Annotated in this window: 25 protein-coding genes; 13 read left to right on the top strand and 12 right to left on the bottom strand. The window is 72.2% G+C overall.

The window, feature by feature from the left end; translation table 11 throughout:
- Positions 1-27 precede the first annotated feature (27 nt).
- Together K2224_RS37160 and K2224_RS37155 are read left to right on the top strand one after the other, a co-directional pair.
- The gene (locus tag K2224_RS37160; protein WP_313904826.1) at positions 28-861 is read left to right on the top strand and encodes an aldo/keto reductase; all 834 of its coding nucleotides are present in this window, start codon (positions 28-30) and stop codon (positions 859-861) included.
- A 244-nt stretch (positions 862-1,105) separates the two neighbouring features.
- Positions 1,106-1,891, top strand: a complete 786-nt coding sequence (locus tag K2224_RS37155; protein WP_221911505.1) for a VOC family protein — start codon at positions 1,106-1,108, stop codon at positions 1,889-1,891.
- A gap of 63 nt (positions 1,892-1,954) precedes the next feature.
- Here the strand turns inward: K2224_RS37155 and K2224_RS37150 are convergent, their stop codons facing one another.
- Positions 1,955-2,917 (bottom strand): trans-aconitate 2-methyltransferase, encoded by a 963-nt coding sequence (locus K2224_RS37150; protein WP_221911504.1) that lies wholly within the window; start codon positions 2,915-2,917, stop codon positions 1,955-1,957.
- A 131-nt stretch (positions 2,918-3,048) separates the two neighbouring features.
- Between K2224_RS37150 and K2224_RS37145 the strand changes: the two genes are divergently transcribed.
- Positions 3,049-4,170 carry a DUF1266 domain-containing protein gene (locus K2224_RS37145; protein ID WP_221911503.1) on the top strand — a complete coding sequence of 374 codons (1,122 nt, stop codon included), beginning with the start codon at positions 3,049-3,051 and terminating at the stop codon, positions 4,168-4,170.
- A gap of 188 nt (positions 4,171-4,358) precedes the next feature.
- Complete coding sequence (locus K2224_RS37140; protein ID WP_221911502.1) at positions 4,359-5,279, top strand: YihY/virulence factor BrkB family protein; 921 nt, start codon at positions 4,359-4,361, stop codon at positions 5,277-5,279.
- Positions 5,280-5,326: 47 nt separating this feature from the next.
- Here the strand turns inward: K2224_RS37140 and K2224_RS37135 are convergent, their stop codons facing one another.
- Complete coding sequence (locus K2224_RS37135; RefSeq protein ID WP_221911501.1) at positions 5,327-5,638, bottom strand: 4a-hydroxytetrahydrobiopterin dehydratase; 312 nt, start codon at positions 5,636-5,638, stop codon at positions 5,327-5,329.
- A gap of 233 nt (positions 5,639-5,871) precedes the next feature.
- On the opposite strand from K2224_RS37135, the gene K2224_RS37130 reads away from it, so the two are divergent.
- Positions 5,872-6,684 carry a helix-turn-helix domain-containing protein gene (locus K2224_RS37130; protein ID WP_221911500.1) on the top strand — a complete coding sequence of 271 codons (813 nt, stop codon included), beginning with the start codon at positions 5,872-5,874 and terminating at the stop codon, positions 6,682-6,684.
- Between the two features lie 162 nt (positions 6,685-6,846).
- Here K2224_RS37130 and K2224_RS37125 read toward each other — a convergent pair whose 3' ends face one another.
- Positions 6,847-7,059 carry a hypothetical protein gene (locus K2224_RS37125; RefSeq protein WP_221911499.1) on the bottom strand — a complete coding sequence of 71 codons (213 nt, stop codon included), beginning with the start codon at positions 7,057-7,059 and terminating at the stop codon, positions 6,847-6,849.
- 1,376 nt (positions 7,060-8,435) lie between these two features.
- On the opposite strand from K2224_RS37125, the gene K2224_RS41150 reads away from it, so the two are divergent.
- Both K2224_RS41150 and K2224_RS37115 read left to right on the top strand, forming a co-directional pair.
- A complete protein-coding gene (locus K2224_RS41150) occupies positions 8,436-8,711 on the top strand; it encodes a cupredoxin family copper-binding protein (protein ID WP_260693713.1) in 276 nt (91 codons plus the stop codon).
- 79 nt (positions 8,712-8,790) lie between these two features.
- Positions 8,791-9,195: a hypothetical protein gene (locus K2224_RS37115; RefSeq protein ID WP_221911498.1), complete on the top strand. Its 405-nt coding sequence runs from the start codon at positions 8,791-8,793 to the stop codon at positions 9,193-9,195.
- Between the two features lie 168 nt (positions 9,196-9,363).
- On the opposite strand, the gene K2224_RS37110 is transcribed toward K2224_RS37115, so the two are convergent.
- The 5 genes from K2224_RS37110 to K2224_RS37095 form a co-directional block, all read right to left on the bottom strand.
- Positions 9,364-10,050, bottom strand: coding sequence for a hypothetical protein (locus K2224_RS37110; protein WP_221911497.1), 687 nt, complete (start codon positions 10,048-10,050; stop codon positions 9,364-9,366).
- Between the two features lie 445 nt (positions 10,051-10,495).
- Positions 10,496-10,621 carry a hypothetical protein gene (locus tag K2224_RS41145; RefSeq protein ID WP_260693712.1) on the bottom strand — a complete coding sequence of 42 codons (126 nt, stop codon included), beginning with the start codon at positions 10,619-10,621 and terminating at the stop codon, positions 10,496-10,498.
- Positions 10,622-11,036: 415 nt separating this feature from the next.
- Positions 11,037-11,435 (bottom strand): nuclear transport factor 2 family protein, encoded by a 399-nt coding sequence (locus K2224_RS37105; RefSeq protein ID WP_221911496.1) that lies wholly within the window; start codon positions 11,433-11,435, stop codon positions 11,037-11,039.
- A 277-nt stretch (positions 11,436-11,712) separates the two neighbouring features.
- A complete protein-coding gene (locus K2224_RS37100; protein WP_221912188.1) occupies positions 11,713-13,116 on the bottom strand; it encodes an amino acid permease in 1,404 nt (467 codons plus the stop codon).
- 143 nt (positions 13,117-13,259) lie between these two features.
- Positions 13,260-15,371 carry a phage holin family protein gene (locus tag K2224_RS37095; RefSeq protein ID WP_221912187.1) on the bottom strand — a complete coding sequence of 704 codons (2,112 nt, stop codon included), beginning with the start codon at positions 15,369-15,371 and terminating at the stop codon, positions 13,260-13,262.
- Positions 15,372-15,557: 186 nt separating this feature from the next.
- Here K2224_RS37095 and K2224_RS37090 point away from each other — a divergent pair, with 186 nt between their 5' ends.
- Both K2224_RS37090 and K2224_RS37085 read left to right on the top strand, forming a co-directional pair.
- Entirely contained in the window at positions 15,558-16,415 is an 858-nt protein-coding gene (locus K2224_RS37090; protein WP_221911495.1) for an MBL fold metallo-hydrolase, read from the top strand.
- Positions 16,412-17,173 carry a DedA family protein gene (locus K2224_RS37085; protein WP_221911494.1) on the top strand — a complete coding sequence of 254 codons (762 nt, stop codon included), beginning with the start codon at positions 16,412-16,414 and terminating at the stop codon, positions 17,171-17,173. Before K2224_RS37090 ends, K2224_RS37085 begins: the two co-directional genes overlap by 4 nt.
- 104 nt (positions 17,174-17,277) lie before the next feature.
- Here K2224_RS37085 and K2224_RS37080 read toward each other — a convergent pair whose 3' ends face one another.
- The 3 genes from K2224_RS37080 to K2224_RS37070 form a co-directional block, all read right to left on the bottom strand.
- Complete coding sequence (locus K2224_RS37080; protein ID WP_260693711.1) at positions 17,278-18,537, bottom strand: MBL fold metallo-hydrolase; 1,260 nt, start codon at positions 18,535-18,537, stop codon at positions 17,278-17,280.
- 207 nt (positions 18,538-18,744) lie between these two features.
- Entirely contained in the window at positions 18,745-20,085 is a 1,341-nt protein-coding gene (locus K2224_RS37075) for an aminotransferase class I/II-fold pyridoxal phosphate-dependent enzyme (RefSeq protein ID WP_221911493.1), read from the bottom strand.
- A 332-nt stretch (positions 20,086-20,417) separates the two neighbouring features.
- Positions 20,418-20,906 carry an N-acetyltransferase gene (locus K2224_RS37070; protein WP_221911492.1) on the bottom strand — a complete coding sequence of 163 codons (489 nt, stop codon included), beginning with the start codon at positions 20,904-20,906 and terminating at the stop codon, positions 20,418-20,420.
- A gap of 454 nt (positions 20,907-21,360) precedes the next feature.
- Here K2224_RS37070 and K2224_RS37065 point away from each other — a divergent pair, with 454 nt between their 5' ends.
- The 4 genes from K2224_RS37065 to K2224_RS37050 all read left to right on the top strand — a co-directional run bounded on the left by K2224_RS37065 (position 21,361) and on the right by K2224_RS37050 (position 23,385).
- Positions 21,361-22,176, top strand: a complete 816-nt coding sequence (locus K2224_RS37065; RefSeq protein WP_221911491.1) for a methyltransferase domain-containing protein — start codon at positions 21,361-21,363, stop codon at positions 22,174-22,176.
- Positions 22,177-22,295: 119 nt separating this feature from the next.
- Positions 22,296-22,649 (top strand): VOC family protein, encoded by a 354-nt coding sequence (locus tag K2224_RS37060; RefSeq protein ID WP_221911490.1) that lies wholly within the window; start codon positions 22,296-22,298, stop codon positions 22,647-22,649.
- 107 nt (positions 22,650-22,756) lie between these two features.
- Entirely contained in the window at positions 22,757-23,077 is a 321-nt protein-coding gene (locus K2224_RS37055) for a hypothetical protein (protein ID WP_221911489.1), read from the top strand.
- Positions 23,074-23,385, top strand: a complete 312-nt coding sequence (locus K2224_RS37050; RefSeq protein ID WP_221911488.1) for a calcium-binding protein — start codon at positions 23,074-23,076, stop codon at positions 23,383-23,385. The genes K2224_RS37055 and K2224_RS37050 overlap by 4 nt, the downstream gene beginning before the upstream one ends.
- A 152-nt stretch (positions 23,386-23,537) precedes the next feature.
- Here K2224_RS37050 and K2224_RS37045 read toward each other — a convergent pair whose 3' ends face one another.
- Positions 23,538-25,607, bottom strand: coding sequence for a prolyl oligopeptidase family serine peptidase (locus K2224_RS37045; protein ID WP_221911487.1), 2,070 nt, complete (start codon positions 25,605-25,607; stop codon positions 23,538-23,540).
- Between the last annotated feature and the right edge of the window lie 162 nt (positions 25,608-25,769).

The following is a 25,769-nucleotide window of genomic DNA, read 5'->3' as shown; positions in this document are numbered from 1 at the left end:
GAAAGCCGACGTAAGGATCGACCCCCCGTGAGCACGGTTCCGTCCATCACGCTCAACAACAACGTCACGATGCCCCAGCTCGGCTACGGCGTCTGGCAGATCCCCGACGACGCGGCGGCCACCGCCGTCGGCCACGCTCTCGAAGCCGGCTACCGCAGCATCGACACCGCTGCGATCTACGGCAACGAAGAGGGCACCGGCAAGGCCCTCACCGCCTCCGGCATCGCCCGCGAGGAGCTCTTCGTCACCACCAAGCTCTGGAACTCCGACCAGGGCTACGACGCCACCCTCCGCGCCTTCGACACCTCGCTGGCCAAGCTGGGCCTGGAGTACGTCGACCTGTACCTCATCCACTGGCCGCTGCCCTCCCGCGACACCTACGTGGACACGTACAAGGCGTTCGAGAAGATCTACGCGGACGGCCGCGCCAAGGCCATCGGCGTCTCCAACTTCCTCCCCGCCCACCTGGAGCGGCTGCTCGGAGAGACCTCCATCGTCCCGGCGGTCAACCAGATCGAGCTGCACCCGCACCTCCAGCAGGCCGAGTCCCGCGCCTTCCACGCCCGGCACGGCATCGCGACCGAAGCCTGGTCGCCGCTGGGCCAGGGCAAGGACCTGCTGACCGACGCCACGGTCGCCAAGATCGCCGAGAAGCACGGCAAGACCCCCGCCCAGATCGTGCTGCGCTGGCACCTCCAGCTCGGCAACGTGGTCATCCCCAAGTCCGCCACCCCGTCGCGGATCCGGGAGAACTTCGACGTCTTCGGCTTCGAGCTGGACGGCGACGACCTCTCGGCCCTGGCCGGTCTCGACGCCGGCACCCGCCTCGGCCCGGACCCGGCCACCTTCGACGCGGCCTGAGAGCCCGATCGAGGCCCGAGGGCTCGCTCCACACGGCCAGGCGCCGCCCGTCCCGTCGGGGCGGGCGGCGCCGCCGTGTGCCGGGGGCCGCCGCGGAGCGTTCCGCCGGGCGGAGCGAAGGGCGCGGCCCCGAGTGGCGGGGGCGGCGGGCGGCGGCAAATGTGGAGAGGGGACGGCCGCGGCGGCGCCGGCCGCAGGGACGGAGGCCGCCGGGCGGCCACCACTCCGCTCCGAGGAGGCACCGATGCCCGACGTCACCACTCCCTACGCGCCCGGGACGCCCTGCTGGGTCGATCTCGCGGCCCCCGACCAGAAGGCCGCCATCGACTTCTACTCCGGCCTCCTCGGCTGGACCGGTGAGGTCGGCCCTCCGGAGACGGGCGGCTATGCGGTCTGCCAGCTGAACGGGAAGCCCGTCGCCGGCATCATGGCCGCGGTCGCCATGGGCGACCAGCCCGCCCCGCCGACCGTCTGGACCACCTATCTGGCCAGCGCCGACGCGGAGGCCAGCCAGCGGGCGGTGGAGTCCGCCGGCGGCACGGTGCTGATGCCCGTGATGGACGTGATGTCCCTGGGCCGGATGTTTATCGCCGCCGACCCGACCGGGGCGGTCTTCGGTGTCTGGCAGCCGGTCGACTTCCCGGGCGCCGGAGTCGTCAACGAGACCGGCGCACTGGTCTGGAACGAGCTGAACACCTCCGACCGCTCCGCGGCCTCCGCCTTCTACCGGGCGGCCTTCGGCATCGAGCCGACGACGATGGAGGGCATCGAGCACTACTACGCGCTCCAGGTGGACGGCCGCCCCGTGGGCGGTATGCAGCCGATGCCGGAACACCTGCCGGCCGACACCCCGTCGCACTGGCTGACGTACTTCGCGGTGCCGGACACCGACGCGGCGGTCGCCAAGGTCGACGCGGCCGGCGGCGGCGCGATCCTGGAACCGTTCGACATGATCGCCGGCCGGATGGCCGTGGTCACCGACCCCCAGGGCGCGGTCTTCGCGATGATCCACCCGAAACCGATGGGGTGAGGCACGACGAGGGTGTGGGTGCGGGGGACGCCGACGCCCACCGCACGGCCGGGCGGCGACGCCCTAGACCTGCTCCGGCGCGCGGGCGGTGTGGACGGTCTGCGCGGAGAGCAGGAAGACGTCCGGGCGGCGGGTGATGCCCGCGGGGTCGTAGGGGTCGGTGAGGCGGGTGAGGGTGCTGACGTCGTCCGGGTCCAGTTGGTCGCCGTAATGCTCCACGGCCCGGGCGAGGTTGGCCTGGAGGTAGCGGCGGGCATCGTCGGGGAGCGGGGCCGGCAGGTCCAGCAGGAAACTGCGGGTGAGCGGCGTGCGCAGACCGGCGTTGGCCAGGAAGGCCGGCCAGTCCTCCAGGGTGTCGGTGGCATCGGGCAGGGCGGCCCGCATCGCGGTGAACCAGTCCTCGGCGGCCGCGTCCAGCCGGGCCTGGAGTCCCGGGCGGCCGATGCCGATGTCGCGCGGCAGGAAGCGCGGGGCGAGGCCGCCCTCGGCGATCGCGAGCAGCCCGCCGGGACGCAGATGGGCGGCGAGGGCGGCCACCGCGCCGCGCTGGTCCCCGACGTGGTGCAGCGCCTTGCTCGACCAGATGAGGTCGGCGCCGCCGAGCGCGTCCAGGCCGTGCGGGACCTCGGCACAGTGGGTGTGGATCCGGTCGGTCAGGCCGAGCCGCGCGGCGCGGTCCCGCGCCCGGTCCAGCAGGGCCTCGGTGGCGTCCACCGCGCACACCTCGGCGTCCGGGAACGCCCGCGCCAGGAGGCAGCTGACGACACCGGGACCGCTGCCGACGTCCAGGACGCGGCGGACGGTCACCGGCCGGACCGGCGGGCCGGGCACGGCGGCCCCCTGGTCCGGGCCGTCGCCGGCGAGCAGCGCACGGAGCCAGGCGGCGGCCTGCTCGTGGAGCGGTGTCTGGATCTCGGCGCCCCGTTCCAGGAGCGGGCCGAGCACCTCCCAGTCGACGGCGGCGCCGTCCTGTTCGGCGCCGACGTGCGGCAGGTGCCCGGACGCGGGGCGATCGTCACTGCTCATGGCATCGAGCCTCCGATACGGGATGGGCTCCGGCAAACGGCCGGGCCGGTCCTGCGGTCCTTCCGCGGCCCCTGGTTCCGGCCGTGGACGAGGTCACCGTAGGGTCTTGGCCTGTGGGTACTCCGGGATGGATGCCGCCGACGGAGACCGAGCGGCGGCTGTACGAGGCAACGGCACGTGGGGACGGGGACGGACAGGTCGCGGCGATCGCCGGTGAGGATCTGTATCTGGCTGCTCCGCAGCAGGGGCAGGAACCGCTGCCCGTCTACGACGATCCGGTGGCGGGCGGTAAGTGCATTCCCGTACTGACGCGCGGCATGCTGCCGCCGTGGGAACCGCAAGGGTTTTTCGACCGGGTCTCGATCGAGGAGTTGGCCCAGGACTGGCCCAACGACAAGTGGCGGCTGGCGGTCAATCCGGGCACCCCGTTCGCCGCGTACCTGCTCGCCACGCCCGCCCACCGCGCCGGCTGGCAGCGGATCCGGGCGCAGGTCGGGGTGCGGCCGGGCGGGCTGCTGGTGACCCTCCCCCATTGCCTTAATGGCATGGGAGGTGCCCCCATCGGGAGGCCGCTGCACGGTCCGGTGGCGCAGGGGCTGGCGTGCGGCGCACCGCTGGCGGTGCACCACAGCGTGCCGTGGAACGAGTTGGGCACCGCGTTCCTGGACTACGCGACGGACGCGGAGACCCTGCACGCGCAGTGGTCGGTGGGGGATCCGGCGAGCTGGCAGCAGCGCTTCGACCAGCTGCTCGACGGGCAGTTCGTACCGGCGGAGACGGAGGCGGCGCTGCGCGCCCGTGCCACGGGATCGAGCACGGAGTCCGGCGCGGAGTCCGATGTGACGCCCGATGGGAAGTCCGTTGAGGGCTCCGGTGAGGGCGCGGCGGCCGCGGTCCCGGAGCTGGTGGAGCGCTACGAGGAGCGGTTCCGGACCGACGGGGTGCTGCCACCCGACGGCCGGGTGGGCTCGCTGGCCGCGCTGGACCTGGCGCACGCGGTGGGCCTGGTCCGCTGGGGCCTGGGCGCCCGGCTGTGCGCGCCGCCGCAGGCCGAGCAGGCGGTGCTGCGGGTGGCGACCCGCGCCGCGGAGGTCTACGGGTCGTGGGAGGAGTTCGCCGCCGGGTATGCGCTGGGGCGGGTGCTGGCCTTCGACAACGGCTGGTTCGGACCGGCCTACGCCGAGACGACACACCTCCACCGGGTGCTGACGCAGGATCCGGCGTCCCCGTGGCGGGGGCTGCCCTTCGGCTGACGGAGCCGGCGCACCGGCCGCCGGGCGCCGGGCCCCCGCCCCTCGCACGTGGCCGCCGCGCCGGGGGATGATGCAGGCCGGGCCCCGGACCACACGGGGCCGGCACGGCACAGAGGACGGATACGACATGGGCGGGAGCGGTATGCGGGACGTCGCCTGGCGACGGGCCGGGACGTCGGGGGTCCGGCATGGGGACTGAGACCGCGTCGTCCACGGCCCTAGCACGGACCGGCGCCGGGCGCCCGCCCCGCCGGTCGGCCTGGCGGCGGTACCGCACGGCACTGCGCCGGACACCGCTGTCCGTCTGGCACGACGACCTGACGGACTACGCGGCGAGCCTGACGTACTACTCGGTGCTGGCGCTGCTGCCGTCGGCGATCGTCACCATCTCGCTGATCGGGCTCGCCGATCCGGCCGGCACCGAGCAGCTGATCAACCACCTCAGCTCGATCGCACCGGCCGAGTCGGGGGCGACGGTCCGGCACGCGCTGGTGGTGATGGCGCACCAGCGCACCGCGGCCTGGGTGGTGGTGGGCGGCGCGGCGGTCAGCGCGCTGTGGTCGTCGTGCAGCTATCTGGCGGTGTTCCGGCGGGCGCTGCACGCCATGCACCGGACGAAGGACGACCGGCCGCCGTGGCGGAAGGCCCCCCGGATCCTGGTGACCGCGCTGCTGCTGATGGCACTGCTGATCTGCAGTGCGGTGGCGCTGCTGGTGAGCGGGCCGGTGGCGACGGCGCTCGGCCACACGCTGGGGTTCGGCGAGGCGGGGGAGGCGCTGTGGAACGTGCTCCAGTGGCCGCTGCTGCTGGTGCTGGCGACCGTGTTGGCGATGGTGCTGTTCCGCTCCGGGCCGCCGAGTTCCCGCGGGGTGCGGCGGGCCGTTCCGGGCGGGGTGCTGGCGGTGCTGCTGTGGCTGGTGTCGTCGGCGGGCTTCGCGTTCTACGCCTCGTACGTCGGCACCTTCAACCGGCTGTACGGGTCGCTGGCCGGGCCGGTGGTGTTCCTGATCTGGCTGTGGTTCTCCAACCTGTCGCTGCTGTCGGGGGCGCAGTTCAACGTGGAGCTGGCCCGGGCCGGGCGGGTCGTCCGGCAGCGCGGCCCTAGCTGACGCCGGACGGCACCGAGGACGGACCGCGCCCGACGGCGGACGGCCGGTCAGCGGGCGCCGTGCCCCGCGGCGATCTCCTCGATGCGGCGCGCCAGCCCGAAGTCGAGGTGGGTGATCCGGCCGCCGATGCTGTGGGTGTTCACCGAGACGCCCAGCGTGTTGTAGCCCAGGGTCAGGTCGGCGTGGTGGCCCAACTCCTCCTGGATCTGGGCGATGTGCATGACCATCGCGGCGGCCTGGAAGTGCCGGTCGAAGCGGTAGCCGCGGTGCAGGCGGTCGCCGTCGGCGGTCCAACCGGGGAGTTCGCGGAGCCGGTCCTGGATCTCCGCGTCGTCGAGGGGTGCCACCTGTGCGCTCATCGTGCTCGCCTTCCGCCGGGTGCCGTGCGCCGCCGCTGGGGTGCGGCGGTTCCAGCCTGTCACGTCGGGGGCGGTTTCGCGCCTGTCCACGACGGAGGGGCGGGGACGAGCGGGCGAACGGGGACTAGGACGGGCAGGAGGGCGGGGGCTTTCGGGTGCGGACGGGCCGCTCCGCCCCACCCACACCAGGAAGTTACCACTGGTAACTTCAGCCGTTCGACTACCTTCCCCCCATGACGACTGCCACGGCGTCCGCGCCGGCGACGACGGGTGTGGGCACCCTGTTGCGGGAATGGCGCGACCGGCGCCGGATCAGCCAGCTGGAACTCGCCCTGCGCGCCGACTCCTCCGCCCGCCACATCAGCTTCATCGAGACCGGCCGCGCCCGCCCCAGCCAGGAGATGGTGCTGCGGCTGGCCGAACACCTCGACGTTCCGGTCCGGGAGCGCAACGCCCTGCTGATCTCGGCCGGTTACGCCCCGGCCTTCCCCGAAACACCCCTGGACGACCCGTCGATGTCCGCGCTGCGGACCGGCATGGAACGGCTGCTGACCGGCTACGACCCCTATCCCGCCCTGGTGGTCGACGGCATGTACCACGTGCAGGCGGCCAACAAAGGCGTCGACGTACTGCTGGAAGGCGTCGATCCGGCGCTGCTCGAACCGCCGTTGAACGCCATGCGGATCACCCTCCACCCGCGCGGCATGGCCCCCCGCATCCGCAACTTCCTGGAGTGGCGGGAACACCTCTTCGCCCAACTGGACCGACAGTTGGCACTGTTGCGTTCCGCGCCGCTGCGGGCACTCCACGACGAGCTGCGCTCCTACCCGCTGCCGGACGGCGGACGGGAGACCGCGGCCGACGGCGACCATCCGCCGTTCGCCCTGCCGCTGCTCATCGAGCACCGCGGCAGGACGCTGTCGTTCCTCTCCACCATCGCCACCTTCAACACCCCGATGGACGTGACCGTTTCGGAGCTGGCCCTGGAGGCGTTCCTGCCCGCCGACCCCGAAACGGCCGAGCATCTGCGCAACGCGGCGGGGTGAGCGCGACCCACGGTTTCCTCCGGCCAACGAGCGGTTGCCGAGAACCGCGGACACTCCACGGCACGCACGCACGAAAAACCCTGTGGCAGCGCCGACATGACGCTGCCACAGGGGCTTCTTGCTGCATGCCCGCTCAATGCGAGCGGCAGTCCGATCGCCGGGTCAGGCGGAATTTCCGTCCCGATCCGCAGGCTGCCCGATCCAACCTGCGAACCGCAGTACAGCGGTCACAGCGACGGTCAGCGTCGACAGCGCGAGAGTGGGTATCGCGCTGGACTGCGGATGCACGAAGAGCAGGACCGCCGCCACCATCGTTGCGACAGCCAGGACGGCAAGGGTGCACCTTGCCATGACGGTCTTCTGCGGCTGCTTCATGACGTCCCCGTATCAGCACATTGACACCGCTACAGCGGTGCAGCTTCTCTCAGCGCTTTCGCCAGGCCAGAGCAGCGATAGTACCCGTACTGAGTACCACGACGATGCCGATGAGAATTCCCAACGTATCGCCACGCCAAACACCGACAGCCGTGGCTGCGAGCGCGCCCATGAGCGCGACGATGGCGAGTATCCGCCCGAGACGCATTAACACATTCCCTGGAAGCAGTGGTCGGCGACGCCCTTGGCTGCGGACGCCGTCCCACCGCTTTCAGGCACGCCGACGACACTAGCAGTGACGCCAACTCCGCTCGAAAGGGCTCCCGCGCCATCCGTGAAGCAGGTCCAGTCCATGCGCGTGGTGATCTGTCCAGGACCTCGACCCCGTCATGAACGGCCTCACTCTCACCTACGGCTCCGGCGTCGTCGAAGGCCACATCAACCGTTCAAGACGATCAAGCGGCAGATGTACGGCCGCGGATCCTTCGATGCGCCGCCGGCAGCTCACGGGGAGCCGGCGGGACCTCTAGGGCACCCGCCGGCAGTGCGGTCACTTCCGGTCCTCGCCGGTGTACGCATCCCACCCGACCCCGTACGCACCGTAGTGACGGGTGAAGGACAGCTTGCCGAGCAGCTTGGCGATCATGATGCACTCCTCTCGCCTGTCCGAGCCTTCCCAGTCGAGGGTTCAGCAAGGAAGTTCCGGCAGTACCAAATGCCACACCTCCCATGCAGTCATGCGCGTCTCTATCTCGTATACGCGAACCGGGTGGTCTTGGATTGCCAGCCACTCGGCTCGGTGACTACCGAATGCTTCGGCGACCATGCACAGAATTCCGTACGGCGGGTCCCGGCCTTCCTCCTGGTTGCCCGGCAGCCCGACGGTGCGGGACCGTGCGAAGCCGAGAAGCATGCCGTCGCTGACCACTACGCCCAGCGGCCGGGCCGGTACAGGCGCACGGACGGCGGAAGCCGACGCGAGTGGCCAGGTCGGATGGCGTGGTTGCGGTACCGCCGGAGGGCTGCGCGGATGCGGTGTCTGTGGAGCGTGTCGTCACGTCCGGTCGCGGCGTTGCGGCCCCAACAGCCGCTGTACGCCCCGGGAACGTGGAGAGTATCGTCGATTATGTCCGGATGCGCGACCCGCATCCTCGCGGGATGCGCATAGACCCGCACCAGAGTTGGATTGGGTCGACATCATGACACCGAGACCAGTTACGGATTCCTCGAAGTGGACTCGCCGCCGTCGCATCGCGATCGTTTTGGTGGCTGCCGCCACAGCCGCAAGCCTCTCCACGGCGGGTGCGTGGGCAGGTGGCGGACACGGCCGGCATTTCGCTGAGCACGGGTACTTCAGAGGAGCGACCACGGTCGCGATGGCGCCCGCTGCTCCGGGCGCACCAGCGGCGGCCAACGGGGTGGCGATCGCCGGCTTCGCGTTCTCGCCGTCCACCCTGACCGTCAGCAAGGGCACCACGGTGACCTGGATCAATGAGGACAGAGCTCCGCATACAGTGACCGGCGCGGGCGGGCTGAATTCGCCGGTGCTCAGGGGCGGCGATTCCTACAGCTTTACGTTCAACTCCGCCGGCACGTTCAACTATGGCTGCGACATCCACCAGTTCATGCACGGCACGGTCGTAGTGAAGTGACGTGACGTAAGACGTGGCGGCCGGCGTCCTTCGAACAGGGCGAGTTGGCTGCCGGTGACGATGGTACCGGGGGTGTGAGATGTGGTTGCTACGGCTGCTCACCGCGGCTGGGCTCGCTGTCGACGCCTACGTCCATTTCGATCTCGCGCATGCCTACGACCCGGTAGGCACCGCTGTCAGCCAGGGGACGCTGTTCCGCGCCCAGGCAGCGGCGGCGGTGTTCGCGGCTGTTCTGGTGCTGGTGAGCGGGCGGAACCGGTGGGCGTGGGCGTTCGCTTTCCTGGTGGCCGCTTCGGCGCTCGGCGCGGTCCTCCTGTACCGGTACGTGGACGTGGGCTCTCTGGGACCGCTGCCCAACATGCATGAGCCCGAGTGGTATCCGCAGAAGACGGCCTCCGCTGTGGCGGAAGCGGTGGCGACACTGGGCGCGGCGATCGGCTTCGTCACCGCCAGCCGACACCGCACGCCGAGCCGGCGACCATGAGCAGAAGTCGGCACGGCACGACGGCCACGCGGCGTCAATCGGGTTGGTCTGACGTGACCGCAGACTCGTAACTACGGTTGCCGCAGGCGGCTGTGGGACGGGCCCATGCTTCCGGGCCCGTCCCACAGCCTCCGATCGATCGGTTTGTTTGTCCGTCCGCCTGCCGACTCACCGCATCCCTGCCATGCCGCCGGTACCCATGCTCAAACCGGCCCCACCGGAGCTCAAACCGGCCCCACCGGAGCCGGCCCCGGCAGAGCCGGCGCCGACACCGCCGGCGCCCAGGCCCGCACTCGCCGCACCGGAGCCGGTCGTCATACCTCCGGCGCCCAGACTGGCACCGGCCGCACCGGAGCCGGCGATGATGCCGCCGGGTGACACGTTGACGTGCCCGGGGGTGATGCTGCCGGGCGAGGGCGGGGAGGTGAGGTTCATCGGGGTCCGCGGCTCGTTGATCGAGACGCGGGTCGGGTTGGTACCGACCGGGACCTTCGCAGGGTTGAGCGGGACTGTCCCGCGGGCCGGTGCCTTGAACGTGTGCACCTTGTGCGGTGTGCGGAATTCGTGCCTGAAGAAGAAATCTCTGGCGAAGTAACCGTTGTGCCTCCGGAATTCGCAACTCAGGAACTGCTTGATGATGATGACCTTGCGATCCTTCTTGACGACGACGGTCTTGACGACATAGAAATCCCTGCAATGGCGCGAGTCCTTCACGACGATCACGATGACGTTCTGGTGCGGGTGACCGTAGGACGTGGTCGCGCTGGCAGGACCGGCAAGGGCGACGCCGGCGGTGCTCGCGATGGCGGTGGCCATTAGGGTGGCGGCACCGCGCCGAAGTACTGGCGCGTTCATTGGTGGCCTCCTGAAATGCGCCATATGCTGCAACCTCTGCACACCCTTATGTACGGTCCGCCCGCGCCAAGAGATTGCCTGGCGCCTATGGAAGACCACGCCCCCTTTCGCTCGATGTCATCGCCCCATCCACAGGCCGCCCCGCCCATGCACTGAGTGCACGCGAACGCCCCTGGGGCACCGCGCCGCACACCGCGGCGGCTACCGAACGTGCACGGGCGGAGCGGAGTGGGTGACCGAAGCGGACGGAATTCGATCAGAGAGATCCACCGCCGAAAGAAACGACTTCTACAAGGGGCCCTCCCTGGCCATTACCCGAGGGATCTTCCGCACTCGACTGCGCCTCTCACTGCGCGGTGTTTTATCCCGGCGCCGCCGGGTGAGGCGGCGGATTCCTCGACGTCGTTTCACTCAGCGCCGGCGAGCCGATCGCGAAGGCCAGCGCTCAGCTGCGCTGGTAGGGGTCGGCGAACGGCTCCAAGGACTGGCGGACCGCCTGTTGTGCGGCCTCCAGGCGCGGGCCAGGGCCGTAGTGACGGGCACGGGCCTTGCCGTGCGGATCCAGCTTCAACTCCGGAACGTGTTGGGAATCGGGGGCGGTGCAGGCAGGCACGAGCGGGGGTCGTCGGGGCCGGTGACATACAGCGGCCCGTCCCGCCAGCGGCCGGGGCGTTTGTCCCGGTGGTGTCCCTGGAGCAACCGCGGCGGACCGCCAACGCCTTCGCCGGGCTGGTGGCCTTCGCCGAGGCTCACGGCTGATCGGACCCAACAGCTGGCCGAGTCCCGCCGCTCTCCCCCGTCGGAGCGGCGGGCCTTCGCGTGACCGCATCAAGGCCGGTGGGAGTGCTTGCCAGTGACCGCCCCGTGCGCGGCGGCGTCCCTGCCGAGATCTCTCCGGACGGGGCGCCGCCGTAGGCCCGCCTGCGCGCCCGCCGGGCCGCAGGCGACGTGAGTTGGGAATCCACCCCGTGAACGAGGTGGATGCGTCACATCGCCGGCACCCGGTCCAGGAAGCCGCTCACCGACCGGATGCGGCCGTCCTCTGCCAGGCGTACCACGTCGAACCCGGCGACCGGCGCCGTGCCGTCGGGTGCCACCAACTCCCAGCCGAACCGCGCGATGTCGTGGTGGCCGTCCACCGCGCCCAGCGGCCGGAAGACGAAGCCCGGGAACTGCTGGTGCGCCCCGGCTATCGCCGCCGCGAGCCCTTCGTGCCCGGCGACCTCGGCCAGCGGGTCGGTGTAGGTGGCGTTCTCGGTGAACGCCGCGGCGACCGCCCCGGCCAGCTCGCCCGCCTCGGTGGCGTTCCACGCCGCCAGGTACCGCTCGGCGGCGGCCGCGTGGTCGATGGCCTGCTGGGTGCCCTGCTGCACGTTCTGCGTCATCGCGAACTCCTGGTGGTATCGGTGTCGTGGCGTCCGTGCCGTGGTGTACGTGCCGTGGTGCCGTCGTCGTGTGTCCGGGCGAGTGCCGGACGTCAGGTGACCGACGGTCTGTCGGTACCGATCCACGGGCCGGAGTGCGCCGGCCCGTGAACCGATGCCCGAACTCTGCCGGAGCGAGGAACGGGAGGCGATTACGCGCAAGGTAATGCCCCTGGTCGCGGGTGTGCGGCCAGGGGCATCGGGTCCGGTGGACCGGGGGTGGGGTGGAGCCGGGCGGTCAGCCCGCCACGGGGGCGGGCTGCGGCGCCGACTCGGGCGCCTCCGCAGCCTCCTCCGCCGCCTTCTCGGCCTCGTCCTGCGGGCGTTCGCGGCCCGCCGAGCGGCGGGCGGCCATCACCGCGTACACCAGGATTCCGGCGAAGAGGAACAGCACGCCCTGGTAGATCGCCGCGTAGCCGGCGCCGGCCACCAGCCAGAAGGTGAAGCCGAAGGCGATCAGCGCGAGCGTCAGGTCGCGGGCGAAGCGGGCCGGGCGGACCTTGTCGCGGCGGCCGGAGAGCAGGAAGTAGATCTGCGCGCCGGCGGCGAGGAGGTAGGGGACGGTCGCCGAGAAGGTGGTGATCAGGACCAGGATCTCGAAGACGCCGCCGCTGCCGATGAAGTAGTTGAGCACGGTCAGGGCGGTGGCCAGCACCGCGGCGGCCAGCACGCCGAACGTCGGCACCCCGCGCCGCTTGGTGAGGAACGCCGCCGGGAAGAGGCCGTCCTTGGCGGCGGCGTACGGGGACTGGGCGCTCATCAGCGTCCAGCCGTTGAGCGCGCCGACGATGGAGATCACCGCGGCGGCCGCGATGAGCGTGCCGCCCCAGTGGCCACCGAACATCGCGTCCACGGCATCGGAGAACGGCGCCTTGGACTTGACCAACTGGTCGTGCGAAACGGTGCCGAAGACCGACAGGGTGCCCAGGAGGTAGACCACGGCGGCGCCGACGGTGCCCAGGACGGTGGCCCGGCCGACGTTGCGCTCCGGGTCACGGACCTCGCCGGCACTCATCGCGGCCGACTCCACACCCACATAGCTGTAGAGCAGGATCGCGGCCGCCGCGGACAGTCCGCCCATGGTGCTGCCGCCGCCCTCGTGGAACGCCCCGAGCTTGTGCGGGTCGAAGAAGAACACCCCCACGATGGCGATGAACAGCAGCGGCACGAACTTCAGGACCGTGGAGACCAACTGCACCGCGCCGACGTACCGGGTGCCCGCGAAGTTGGCCAGGGCCGGCAGCCACAGCGCGCCGAGCGCCACCATCAGGTCCATGCCCCGGGAGGCGTGGCCGGGGACGAGCACATGGACGTAGCCGACGGCGGCGACCGCCAGTGCGGCGTTGCTGACCCAGGTCATCGTCCAGTACGACCAGGCGGAGAGGAACCCGGCGAAGTCGCCGAACGCCTCGCGCGCGTAGACGTAGGGCCCGCCGGTGTCCGGATGGCGCTGGGCGAGCCGCCCGAAGACCAGGGCCAGGGCGATCGCCCCGAGGGTGAGGACACCGAAGGCGACCAGGCTGACGGTGCCGAAGGGGGCGACCGAAGCCGGCAGCAGGAAGATGCCGCCACCGATGATGTTGCCCATCACCAGGGCGGTTGCGGTCCCCAGACCGAAACGGCGGGTATGCCGGTCGTGCATGGCGTGGTGGGCCTCTCGTCGTGCGCTGTTCATCCGGGATTACCGGGCGCAGCCATGGTCGGCGACGGGAGGGCCCCCGCAAAATCACCGGGTTTTGTCCCGCGAGGGGGGTGCCGACCGGCAAAACCTTCGGGAGGTCCGGCCTAGCGCCGCAGGTCGTCCGCCTCCGGTCCGAGCGGCCGGTGCGGCGCCTCCGCGCCCGCACCGAGTGGCGCCTGCGGGCCGTCCGCCTCCCGCAGCCAGCGGCGCAGCACCCGGTGCACCTGCTCGGCGCCGGTCGGCACCGCCCCGTCCGGGACCGGCGGGCTCAGCTCTACGGGCCACAGGAGGAACGGCCGGCTCTGCGGCCCGCCCAGCCCGCCGTGCGAGCCGATCTGCTCCTCGAAGGCGTGCACCGCCCCGGTCGCCGGATCGCACACCGAGTTGATCATGAGGTCGGCGACATGCGGGAACCGGTCGGTGCGGCGGACCGCCTCGGCCGCGCCGGGCCCGAAGGGCGCCAGTGGGTCGGCGCCGATGATCCGCCCGGTGTCGAGGTGGTGCTCGCCGCCGCCCGGCCCCAGCACCACCGCACCGTGCGCCGACGAGCGGACCAGGACGAAGCCGATGCCCGGGTGGCCGGCGAGGGTGTCCAGCAGCGCCGGATGCCGGCGGTCCAGCTCCTCGCGGGTGAGCCGGCCGGGGACGTCGGGGAACGACACCAGCCCGAGGTTGCCGGACGCCAGCACCACGGGGTGCGCCCCACGCCGGTCGCCGTCCGCCGTCCCCTCGGGCCGGCCCAGCGCCGCCCGCGCCGCCTCCCGGGCCTCCGCGCCGCTGGCGGTGCGCCCGACCCGCCGCCGGACCGGCAGCCCGCACCCGGCGCGGACCAGGTCGCCCAGGGTCAGCCCGTAGCGGTCCCGGAAGGTCGCGCCGGGGCTCTGGCCGTGGTCGGAGAGGAGCACGACGCGGTACGGCCGGGGCGCGTGCCGGGCGGCCTTGGCGATCAGGGCGATGCTGCGGTCGAGGCGGCGCAGCACCTGGTGGGTGTCGCGGTGCCCGGGACCCGAGTGGTGCGCCACCTCGTCGTAGGCGACGAGGTCGGCGTAGACCGCGGTGCGGCCGGCCAGCATGTCGCCGACGACCGCCGCGACCACCACATCGCGCTCGACGACGGTCGCGAACGCCCGGATGACCGGGTAGAGGCCGCCGCGCCCGACCCGTGGACGCTCGCGGCGGCAGCGGCTGCGCAGCGCCTGGCCGACCTCCCGGAGGACCTCGGCGACGAAGGAGACCGCGGTCCGGGTGGCGTTGGCCGGGTCGGAGAAGTACGCGAAGTAGCCGGCCCGGGAGCGGTTGTACCGGCCGCGCCGGGCGGCCACCGACATCACCAGTGCGACCTGGTCGGCCCCGCCGCTGAAGAGGTTGCCGCGGCTGGCCCCGTCGTGGCCGAGCAGCCCGGCGTCGCCGGTGCGCGCGACGGCCCGGCGCTGGAGCTCGGCGGCGCTGCTGGGCCGGTTGCTGACGATGACGTCGCCGGTCTCCTTCTCGTACCAGCGGAAGGCGGGCAGGTCCTCGTTGCTGCCGTGCAGGATGGCGAGCTGGCTGGCGCCGGTCTGGCTGGACCAGTCGGTGCGCCACGGGGCGAGCCGGTGGGTGGTGCCCAGCCACTCGGCGACGGTCGGCATCAGTGGCCGCTCACCACGGGTCGCCGCCCGCAGCACGTCGTGACCGACGCCGTCGAGCTGGAGGAAGAGCGTCCCGGGCGTGACCCGCCCACGACCCCCGTCGGCCCGCCTGCCCCGCCGGCCGGCCAGCCGCACCAGCCGGCGCCGGTACGCCTCGTCGTTGCGCACCGCCAGGAACGTGGAGGTCGCCGAGGACGCCGCGGACATCACCGCCGCCACGATCACCGCGGTCTCCGGCGTCGTCTGCCCCCGCCCCTCCGGGATCACGCCCAGCGCGAGCAGCAGCAGCGAACCGTTGAGGAAGAACACCAGCAACCCCAGCACCAGCGCCGGCACCAGCAGCAACGCACGTACCAGGAGCGGCCACACCAGCGCGCTGAGCAGGCCGAACGCGCCGGCGCCCAGCGCGGCGGTGAGCGCGGTACGGGTGAGGCTCTCGCCGCCGTCGGCCTGGAGGCGGAAATCGGGCAGCACCGCGGCCAGCGCGAGCAGGGTCAGGCTGGAGACGGCCCAGACGGCCAGCACCCTCAGCAGCGCACCACCGAGAGCCCTCCACCGCACGGTCCGCACCCGTCCCGTCCTCCGCATCTGCATCCGCATTCGCATCCGCACTCGGGCCCACCGCTCCGACGGGGCGGGCATTCGCGCCAAGGGTGCCATCTCGGGGCGGTGGGGTGTGGGGATCGGGCGCAGGGGCCGGGGGTGCGCCCCGGCGTTGGTTTCTCGGGTGGATGGGGGAGGATCGGTCGGGGGCGGAACGGAGGTGGGCACAGCATGTCGGCGAAGTCGGCGGACTCCGCTGGATTCGTGGAATCCGGGGAATCCGCGGAGTCGGTGGAAGTCACCTGGTGGGGTCACGCCACGGTGACGGTCGAGGACTCCGGTGTGCGGGTGCTGACCGACCCGCTGTTCGTGGCCCGGCTCGCCCACCTGCGCCGCCGGCGGGGCGCACTGCCACCGCCCGAGGCGGCCCGCGCCGACGCCGTCCTCATCTCCCATCTGCACGCCGACCATCTGCACCCCGCTTCGCTCGCCAGGCTCGCCCCCGGCACCAGGCTGGTCGTCCCGTACGGCGCACCGGCCGCCGTCCCGGGACTGCGCCGGGTAGCCGCGGCCGGGCACCTGCCGCTGATCGAACTGCGACCCGGCGAGGAATGCCGGATCGGCGCCCCCACAGTGACCGCCCCCGCGGTGACCGTCCGCGCGGTGCGAGCCGCGCACGACGGCCGGCGGCTCCCCTGCGGCCCCCGTCGCGTCCCCGCGCTCGGCTACGTCATCCACGGCGCGGCCCGCACCTACTTCGCCGGCGACACCGGACTGTTCCCGGAGCTGCCGGACGAGGTCGGGCCGTGCGAGGTGGCACTGCTGCCGGTGGGCGGCTGGGGGCCGTTCCTCGGCCACGGCCACCTCGACCCCCGGCGGGCCGCGGTGGCGGCGTCCCGGCTGGCCCCGTGCAGCGCCGTCCCGGTGCACTACGGCACGTACTGGCCGATCGGCCTGGACGCCGTCCGCCCGCACGAGTTCCACTCGCCGGGCCAGGAGTTCGAGCGGCAGACCGCGCTGGTCGCGCCGGAGGTCACGGTGCACCGGCTCGGCCACGGCGAGTCGGTGCGCCCGAGGACCACCCGATGACGCCCACCGGGCCGACACTGGCCGGGACGGCCCTCCTCGGGACGGCGCTGGCCGACGGCCTGCACCAGGTGATCACCCACGTCCCGCCGGAATCGACGCAACAGGCGGTGGGCTACCCGTCGCTGTTCCTGCTGGTGGTGCTGGGGTCGCTGGTGCCCGTCGTCCCGACCGGCGCGGTGGTCAGCTCGGCGGCCGCGGTCGCCTTCCACCACAGTTCACCGCTGGCCCCGCTGTTCGTCTTCGCGGTCGCGTCCGGTGCCGCGTTCATCGGGGACATGGGGCTGTACTGGCTCGGGCGGCGCGGCGTCCGCTCCCGCAACGGCTCCCGCTGGCTGGCCCGGCTGCGCGACCGCGCCGCCCCCGAGCGCCTGGCCCAGGCCCGGCACCGGCTGCGGGAGCACGGCGTGCTGGTGCTGGTGCTCTCCCGCCTGATACCGGCCGGCCGCGTCCCGGTCATGCTCGCCTGCCTGCTCTCCGCGATGCCGCCCCGGCGCTTCGTCCGCGGCGCCCTGCCCGCCTGCCTGGCCTGGGCGGCGACCTACCAGCTGATCGGTGTGCTGGGCGGCTCCCTCTTCCCCGAACCCTGGCAGGGCGTGGCCGCGGCCCTCGCCCTGACGGTGCTGTTCGGCGCCCTCCCGACCGTCTGGCGCCGGCTCCGTCGCCCTGCACCGTCGAACGGGACGAACACGGCCGCGGTGAACAGGAGCGGCGGAGTGCCTGCGAACGGGGAAGAACGGCCGGTCGAAGGGGACAGCTGACGGCAGAGCGTCGCGGAGTAGAACGCCAGGGAGTAGAACGTCGGGGAGCGGGCGGAACGGATGAGGACACGCCGACCGGCCGACCGGCCGGCAGCACAAGGCCGTCAGCCCTCCCCCAACACCCTCGACGCCCCCACCGGAAGATCCCAAAGGTCGGACCGTGGACGGCCGGCCGCCGCCCAGGCCGCCCGGATGCGGTGCAACGGGTCCAACGGGGGTTCGGCGGAGAGCAGGAACGTCGACCAGTGCATCGGCACCAGAATCCGCGCTCCCAGGTCCTGGCAGGCCCGTACGGCCTCCTCCGGGTCGGTGTGCACCGGCCGCAACATCCACCGCGGGTCGTACGCCCCGATGGGCACCAGCGCCAGATCGATGTCCCGGTAGCGGCGCCCGATCTCCTCGAACCAGTGGCCGTAACCGGTGTCCCCCGCGAAGTGGATCCGCCGTCCGTCAGGGGCGGTGAGCATCCAGCCGCCCCAGAGGGAGCGGCAGGTGTCGGTGAGCGTCCGCTTGCTCCAGTGGTGCGCCGGCACGAAGTCGAACCGCACCGGGCCGCCGGGCCCGGCCACTTCCACCGCCTCCCACCAGTCCAGGTCGGTGACCTGCGTGAACGCGCGCCGCCTGGCCCAGGTGCCGACCCCCGCGGGGAGCAGCAGCGGAACGTCCCGCGGCAGCCGCTTGAGCGTCGGCGCGTCCAGGTGGTCGTAGTGGTTGTGGCTGATGACGACGGCGTCGATCGGGGGCAGGTCCTCCCAGCGGACCCCTACGGGGGTGACCCGGGCCGGCGTCCCGAGGATCTTGCGGGACCACACCGGGTCGGTGAGGACGGTCAGCCCACCGATCCGGACGACCCAACTGGCGTGTCCGACCCAGGTCAGCGCGATGGTCGAGGGCCCGGCGTCCGGCATCGGGCCGGGCTCGAAGGGGAGTTGCTGGATCTGCTCCAGCGTCTCGGGTGCCGGGCGGAGCTTGCCCTCCCGCGCGATCCGGGCCAACGCACGGACACCGGGCAGCGGCGCGGTCAGCCGGTCGGTGAAGTCCCGGGGCCACGTACGGGGCTCCCCCAGGGGTCGCGGCTCGGCGAGCGGCGGCGGCGCGGTCTCGGGAAGCGCGGCGGTGGTGGTACGCACGGCAGCCGCCGTCCCCACGGACCCACCACCACCGTCCCCACCACCGCTGTTGGCCGCTTCCGCAACGACGTCACGGTCCCCGTCGGGGCGTTCCCCCTCCTGACGGTCCCCCTCGTAGCGGTCGTCGGTATGCGGCCCCCGTTCGGCACCGGAGGGCTCGGCACGCGAGGTGCCCCCGCGGGAGGTTTCGTCGAGGGAGCGCCCCGTCAGAGAGCGCTCGGTCTGTTCGGTCATCCAGGAGCTCCATTCGATGGCCGGGCGGAACCGGAGTCACGAGGCGATCGGGTGCGTCGTGCCTGTGGCATGAAGGGGAGGACGGCAACGGCAACGAAGCGGAGTCCGTCACGGCGGTGGCGGAGTTCGGAACGGCGGAGGCGGAGGCGGAGCCGGTGGCGATCACGGAGGCCACGGCACATCCCGCACCCACACCCTGACGAAGCATCAACTCCCCGCGCTCCCCTCCACGTCCGTCCCCCAACCACCCACGAACGACCCCCCGTCCGGCGACACCCCGCCCCCGCCGCCCCCGCCACCCTCGCCGTCCTCCCCCGCCCTCGCCCCCGGGCCGGGCGAAGAAGGACCGCCGCCCAGTTCGGCCAACGCCCGCGCCAACTCCCCCAACCCGTCCCGCACATGCGGCAGTTCGAGCGGATCAGCCGCATCCAGCACCCGCTGCCGCAACCCGATGTCGGCGCCCAGCAGAACGTCCGCCCCCAGCCGCACCCGCAGGGCGTCCGGATCATCCTCGAAACGATGTCCCCCGCGAGCCCCCCAACGCGCCAACTCCCCCTCCAGCGCGACCGACCCGGTGATGCCACGGGCCCGGAGCGGACGCCGCAACGGTTCGAGGTCGGCGTAGAGACGGCTGCCCGCATGGGGCGGACGGCAGAGCGCCCCGGCCCCGGTGAGCGTGCGGTGCAGCGCCCTCGTGAGTGCCCCGTACACCCGGGCCGCGGTCGCGGTCCGCTCCCGTACGACGTCCGGTTCGCCGAGCGCATGGGTGACCGTATGGGCCAGCGGCCCGGCGAGCGGCGTGTACAGACGGGCCAGTGTCTGGCGCACCGCGTCCCTCAGGAGGGCGCCCCGTCGCGTACCCGGAAAACGGGCCAGCGCGGCGGGCCAGGAGGCGGGCAGCAGGGCGGCCCGCAGATCGGTCAGCACCACGACCTCGCCGGGCAGCATCTCGGCGGGGCTGAGCACCACCGTGTCATGCGGATCGTGCAGCAGATCCCGGCTCGATTCGTCGCTGACGACCCACAGCCCCTCCTCGGCGGCCGCCTCGCACACCTCGTGCAGCTGCTCCGGCGGCGGGCAGGTGCCGGTCGGGTCGTCAGCGACGGACAGGACGAGGAGGCGCGGCGTGTCGCCGTGCATCCTGGCCCGCCGTACGGTCTCCAGCAGCGCGAACGGATCCGGCAGCCCACCCGACTCCGCCGGTACCGGCGTCACATGGACCGCCCGCCCGAGCAACCGGGCGGGCGGCGCGTACCACTCGGCGCACGGCCGCGTCAGTAGCACCGCACCCTCCGTCGCGGCATACAGGGCGAGAAGCAGAGCGGCCGCCCCAGGGGCGGCGAGCACCCGGTCGGCGGGGGTGAACAGTCCGCGGCGCTCCCAGTAGCCGCAGGCGGCGGTGCGCAGGGGCAGGGAACCACCGGGGGGCTCGGGGACGGTGCGGTCGGCCGCCGCGGCGAGATGCGCGGCGAGTTCCGGGAGGACCGGCAAACCCACCGGCGGGGCCGGATCCGGCTCCCGCTGCGGATCCGGTGCGGTCCGCTGCATCCGTACCTCCACTCGACGGCGGCCGGTCGATCGTGGGCCCATCACATGATTGACGGCCCCGACCACCTTCGCAGATCAGGGAGGTGGCGACGGGGGGCGACACGTCAGCGGAGGGTTACCGCTGCCCCCGAGGCCAACGGCCCCCACCCCGACCGAGCGCACCTCGACGCACCGGCCACGACCGGAAGTCGCCGAGCCCCACCGGCCGAGGCCGGTCGAGACCACACGACGGCGAACGAGACCACTACGCCTGGATCGAACGAGACCACTACCCCTGGATGGAGCACCGTCACCCGCTCCCCCGCCACACACACCGCCAAGCCACTCGCCTCCTAAACCTCCACTTCCCTCCCCCCACCCACCGGCGCCTCATACCGATGCACCTCCACCACCTCCACCGCTTCCGGTGCCGCCCGTGCCATGCGCCACTCCTGACGCTCGGTGCCGCGCCGCACCCAGCCCCGGCGCTCGTACAGCGCAACGGCCGACGTGTCGGAGGTCTTCACTTCCAGTACGAGCCGCAGCCCACGAGCCGCCGCCTCCGCCTCGACGACGGCCATCAGCCGCGTGCCGAGTCCGTGCCCCCGGGCGCCGGGCGCAACGTAAAGCCGGCTGACCTCATGTCCGCACAGCGCGGCATGGCCGAACACCGTCCCGCCCGACTCGACGACCCAGGCAGCCGTCAGCCCTTCGGGAGTGAGCCACCGAACCGGATCGTCGGGCCAGTGATGGGGATAGCCGCTGTGCGCGTGCACCTCACCGAGCACCGCCACACAGACGTCAAGATCAACATCTTCCCGCCGCCGAACCACCCACGACATCCGTTCCGCCACCCTCCCGTACCGACACACGGCCCGCGCAGGCACGCGCCCCTGCCTGAAGCAGAGCACACAGAACTCACCGCCCGCACCCCGGAACACCAACTGCCGCCACCCCGGCACGGCAAACCGCCCCCAACAACCCATCGGCTTCGGCCCCGCCCGCCTCGCCCCTCCCCGGGTTCAGGTCACCCATGCCGCCGCTGGACGCCGTCCCACTCGCCGTCTCCGTCAACTCACCACCGCACTCGACAAACGCCGCCCGACACTTCCCCCTCCCCCCGGGACCCCTCCCCCGCCCCACCCCGACGCGACGTCCACATGGCAAGACGCATCTCTCGTCATACGAGACACCCGCGTACCGTGTGAAGCAGTACGCCGCAGGGCGCCCGCACCTCGGCCGCGGTTCGCCATGGCCTCGTGCGGCAGCCCCCGATGTCACTGAAGGAGCCGAACCATGCCGCAGGAATCCGCCGTCTACACCCACGGGCACCACGAGTCCGTACTGCGCTCGCACACCTGGCGCACCGCCGCCAACTCGGCGGGGTACCTGCTGGATTCACTCCTGCCCGACATGCAAATCCTGGACATCGGCTGCGGCCCCGGCACCATCACCGCCGACCTGGCGGCCCTGGTGCCGGACGGTCAGGTCACCGGCCTGGACCACGCACCCGGCATCCTGGACCAGGCCCGCGCCACGGCCGCCGCCCGCGGAGTCGAGAACATCCGCTTCACGACCGGCGACGTCCACGCCCTGGACTTCCCGGACGACACCTTCTGCGTGACGCACGCCCACCAAGTCCTGCAGCACGTGGGCGATCCGGTGCAGGCGCTGCGCGAGATGCGCCGCGTCACCAAGCCGGGCGGCATCGTCGCCGCCCGCGATGCGGACTACGCCACCTTCACCTGGTACCCGGAGGTGGACGGCATGGACGACTGGCTGGACCTGTACCGCCGGGTGGCCCGCGCCAACGGCGGAGTACCGGACGCCGGACGCCGACTGCACGCCTGGGCACGCCGGGCCGGCTTCCCGCAGGAGAACATCACCGCGACCGCGGGCACCTGGTGCTACCAGACCCCCGAGGAGCGAGCCTGGTGGTCCGATCTGTGGGCGGAGCGCACGGTGGCCTCCTCCTACGCCGAGATCGCGATCGACGGCGGGCACGCCACCGAGGACGACCTGACCCGGATCGCCGCGGCCTGGCGGGAGTGGGGCACTCGGCAGGACGGCTGGTTCGCCATGCTGCACGGCGAAATCCGGTGCCGTGTCTGACGTAGCGTCAGCACCGCAGGCGACACTGCCGCCACCCCGCTTCCACCTTCCCGGCACACCGCGATCACACCGCGTTCAGGGTTCGCGCAGTCGCAGGCGGCCCAACTAGGCTGTTTCACATGGACATTCTGGGGACCTCTCTTCGGGTATGTGTCGGCAATCTCGATGCCGCGGTCACGGTCTACGAACGGCTGACCGGCGCCGAGGCGATCCGCTTCCAGCGGGGCGGGGTGGCGGTCGCCGCGGTCGGGTGCTTCTTCCTGATGAGCGGCCCCGAGGCGGAGCTGTCGGTGCTGCGGAAGATCACTGCGACGCTCGCCGTGAAGGACGTCGACGAGGCGGTGGCCGATCTCACCGCGGTCGGCGCGGACATCATCGCCGGGCCGCTGTCCACCCCCATCGGCCGCAATCTGATTGCCCGTCATCCCGACGGCTCGGTCTTCGAATACGTCGACCGCGCGCAGGGCTCCTAGGCCCTGTCCGCGCAGCGTGGACCCGGCCGATCGTCAGGTCGTGACGCCAACGGCTTGCGACAGCAAGCACAACACGGAGAACAGACAGCGGAAGACAGGCAGAGTACGTGGGACAGAGCGATTCCTCCACGGTGTTCCCCCAGGTCGAGCGGCTGGTGGCGCGGAGCGGGGATCTCAAGGGCGAGCTGGTGGCCTTCGCGCAGGGTCCACGATTCGCCAGACGTATGGGGCGGCACCCCGGCGGAGCCGATGCCGTCTTCCGCACGCTCCTGCGCAAACCCGCCTTCACCTGGGAACGGGACGGCGAAGCGCTGCTACGTCGCCGCAAGAAGCGCCACTACGGACGTGAGCCCCTGCCCAGCGTGACCCCGGTCGGTACCCGCCTCGCCGAACTCGTCCGCAGCGGAAGGAGGCCGCGTAGGTCATGAGGAAGCCCACCGCGGCCCAACTCGATGCCATGGTCGCTGAGGCGATCGTGGACGCCTATGACGAGGACGAACAACTCGACGCCTTCCACGCGGTACTCGAAGACCGCCTTGCCCTCCCGTTCGACACCACCGTCCTCGGTGCCCCGGTCACCGTCACCGCCCTCCAACTTCGGTCCGGCAGCGGCATCGTCGCTCTCTGCAAACGCGGCAGGCACCGCCAGGCGATCGGCATCCTCGACCTGCCGCTACCCGAACCAGCGCCTGAAGGGTGGGCGTGGGTGGAGGCCTACCGGCACTGGGCCCCCTGAGCCCCGCACACAAAACCAAGCCGCTCTCCCGGCTACTGCCAGGCGCGGACGAGGTCGTCGGGTCCCCAGTGCGCCGCGAGAGGCAGGCCGTCGGCCACACCGCCGTGCGGCGGCGTCCTTCCTCGATCAGCCGCCATCGCACAGTCGCCGCGCTATGTGACGTCGAGGCCGAGCTCGCCGATCAGGAAGGCCAGTTGTTCGGCCTCGCGCAGTAGTGCATCTTCCGGCGAGATCTCCACGGTGTGTCCGGCCTGCCGGATCCGCAGCAGTACCGGATGCCGTGAAGACGTGGCCCGTTGGAGGCGGGCTGCCATCTTGCGGCCGTGCCAGGCGGGACAACTGCGGTCGGCGGTCCCGCAGTCGAGGAGCACGGCCGGGTAGCCGACGGCGTCGCGCACCTGGTGGTACGGGGAGTAGCGGTGCAGGACGGCCGCGTCGGTGGGGTCGTCCGGGTCCCCGAAGTCCACGGAGACGATGTCGGCCATGGTGACCGGATCCCGCCGGCAGCGGAGGAGGTCCAGTACGGGGAGCGCGGCCACGCACGCCCGGTACAGGTCGGGGCGCTGGGTCACCGCGACGACTGCGGTCAGTGCGCCGATCGAGTAGCCGAAGACGCCGAGCCGCCCGGGTGTGGTGTGGCCGTGGCGGATCAGGTCGGTGGCCACCGCGTGCAGATCGTCGAACGTGCGCTGCTTGGTCTCGCGGCGGGCCGCGCGCCACCAGTCGGTGCCGAACTCCCCGCCGCCGCGCAGGTGCGCGTGGACGTAGACGCCGCCCAGTTCGACCCAGGCTGCGGGCAGCGCGAACAGGTAAGCCGGTGGCCAGGCGATGTTGAGGGCGCCGTAGCCACTGATGATGAGCGGTTGCGGCGTGCCGAGATCGACGTCGGCGCGGGCGACGATCTTGTACGGGACCACCGTTCCGTCGGCGCTGTGTGCGGTTCCGCTGCGGGTCACGGCATCCGCGACGACGGCTCGCGGCTCGCTGAGCGGCAGCAGCCTCTCGGTGGCCAGATCGTACCGATAGGCCGCCGGAGACCGGGTGAGGGAGGAGAAGGCGAAGGTGCAACCGTTGCCGGCCGGTGTGACCAGTCCACCGTCCCGGCCGCCGCCCGGCCATGCCATCCCCGGTTCGGGGAGCGGGATTTCGCCCAGGGGTGCGCCCTGGCAGGAGATCCGGCGCAGCCGGGTCGCGCCGTTCGCCAGCTCGGCCAGGACCAGCTCCCGGCCCACCGGGGTGATCGAGAACAGCACCGTGTCTCCCGGTGGGAGCAGTTCGCGCCAGCCGCTGCGGTCCCGGCCCGGGCCGGACAACGGCAGGGCGACGACCCTTCCGCACGGTGCGCCGTCGTCGGTGACCGCGATGAACTCGTCGCCGACGATCCCACCGCGGAACACCGAGCGGGAGCCCCGGAGGAACGGCCGCCACTCCGCGCCGGACGCCGTGAGGTCGCGTACGTAGTACGGCCTGCCGGGGCCATGAGCCAGTGCCCACCGACCGTCGGCGGAGACACTCACCCCGCGGGCCGGGAACTCCGACGGCAGGTCCTCCCGACAGACGGTCGGCCGCGAGCCGGACGCGGCGAGGGTGACCTGGAAGAGCCCCGGGCACCGTTGCGGCCGCTCCCCGTCGATGACCACGACGAAGAACCGCCGACCGTCCGGCAGCCAGCCGACCCGGTAGACGCCCGTCTCGGGCAACCCGTCGACGAGGACCTCACCGGAGTCCACGTCGCGGACACGGAACAGCGTTTCCCGCCCGGGGCCGGAGAACTGGTAGGCGAGCAACCCGCCGTCGGGCGACGGCTGCCACTGCATGGTGGCCGGCTCGCGCAGGGGCAGCCCCGCCGTCTCCACGGCGAGATCCAGCACACGGCGGGCCGAGGCTGAAGTCGTCGACACGTCGGGGGAATCGGCGACGTCGAGCACCGGAAGCGCGCGGCCCTCGGGCACGTGCTCCACGAACCAGCGGCGCCCGTGGAGTTCCGGCGGGCGGTGGTGCAGCGCACTTGCGTTGAACCGTCGGGTGGCGGCGAGCGCCAGGCTCCAGGGCGGGTCGGTGTGCAGCAGGTCGCGGGCGAGCCGGTCTTGCGCCGCCTCCCAGGCGCGCGTTGCGTCGCTGTCCTCCTCCAGCCACTGGTACGGGTCGGTGAAGCCGATCCCGCCGATCTCGTTGAACTCCGGGCGAGTCGGTGTGGGTGGGAACCGGAACCGGTCGGGCACCGCGGCCTCCGTACGAAGCGGGGGGGAATCAGGGGAATCGGCCGGACCGGGCCAAGCCGTGGGTGGCACGGGCGGCGTCCGGTGGCGATGACGGCCACTGGGTGGGGCGGTACGGTGGCTTGCCCCACCCAGCGCTGTGATCATCGACGCGTCAGGCATTCC

It is taken from the genome of Streptomyces sp. BHT-5-2, assembly GCF_019774615.1.
GTDB lineage: Bacteria > Actinomycetota > Actinomycetes > Streptomycetales > Streptomycetaceae > Streptomyces.
Note: the sequence above shows the minus strand (reverse complement) of the source record. Positions and strands in the feature narration are given on the sequence as shown.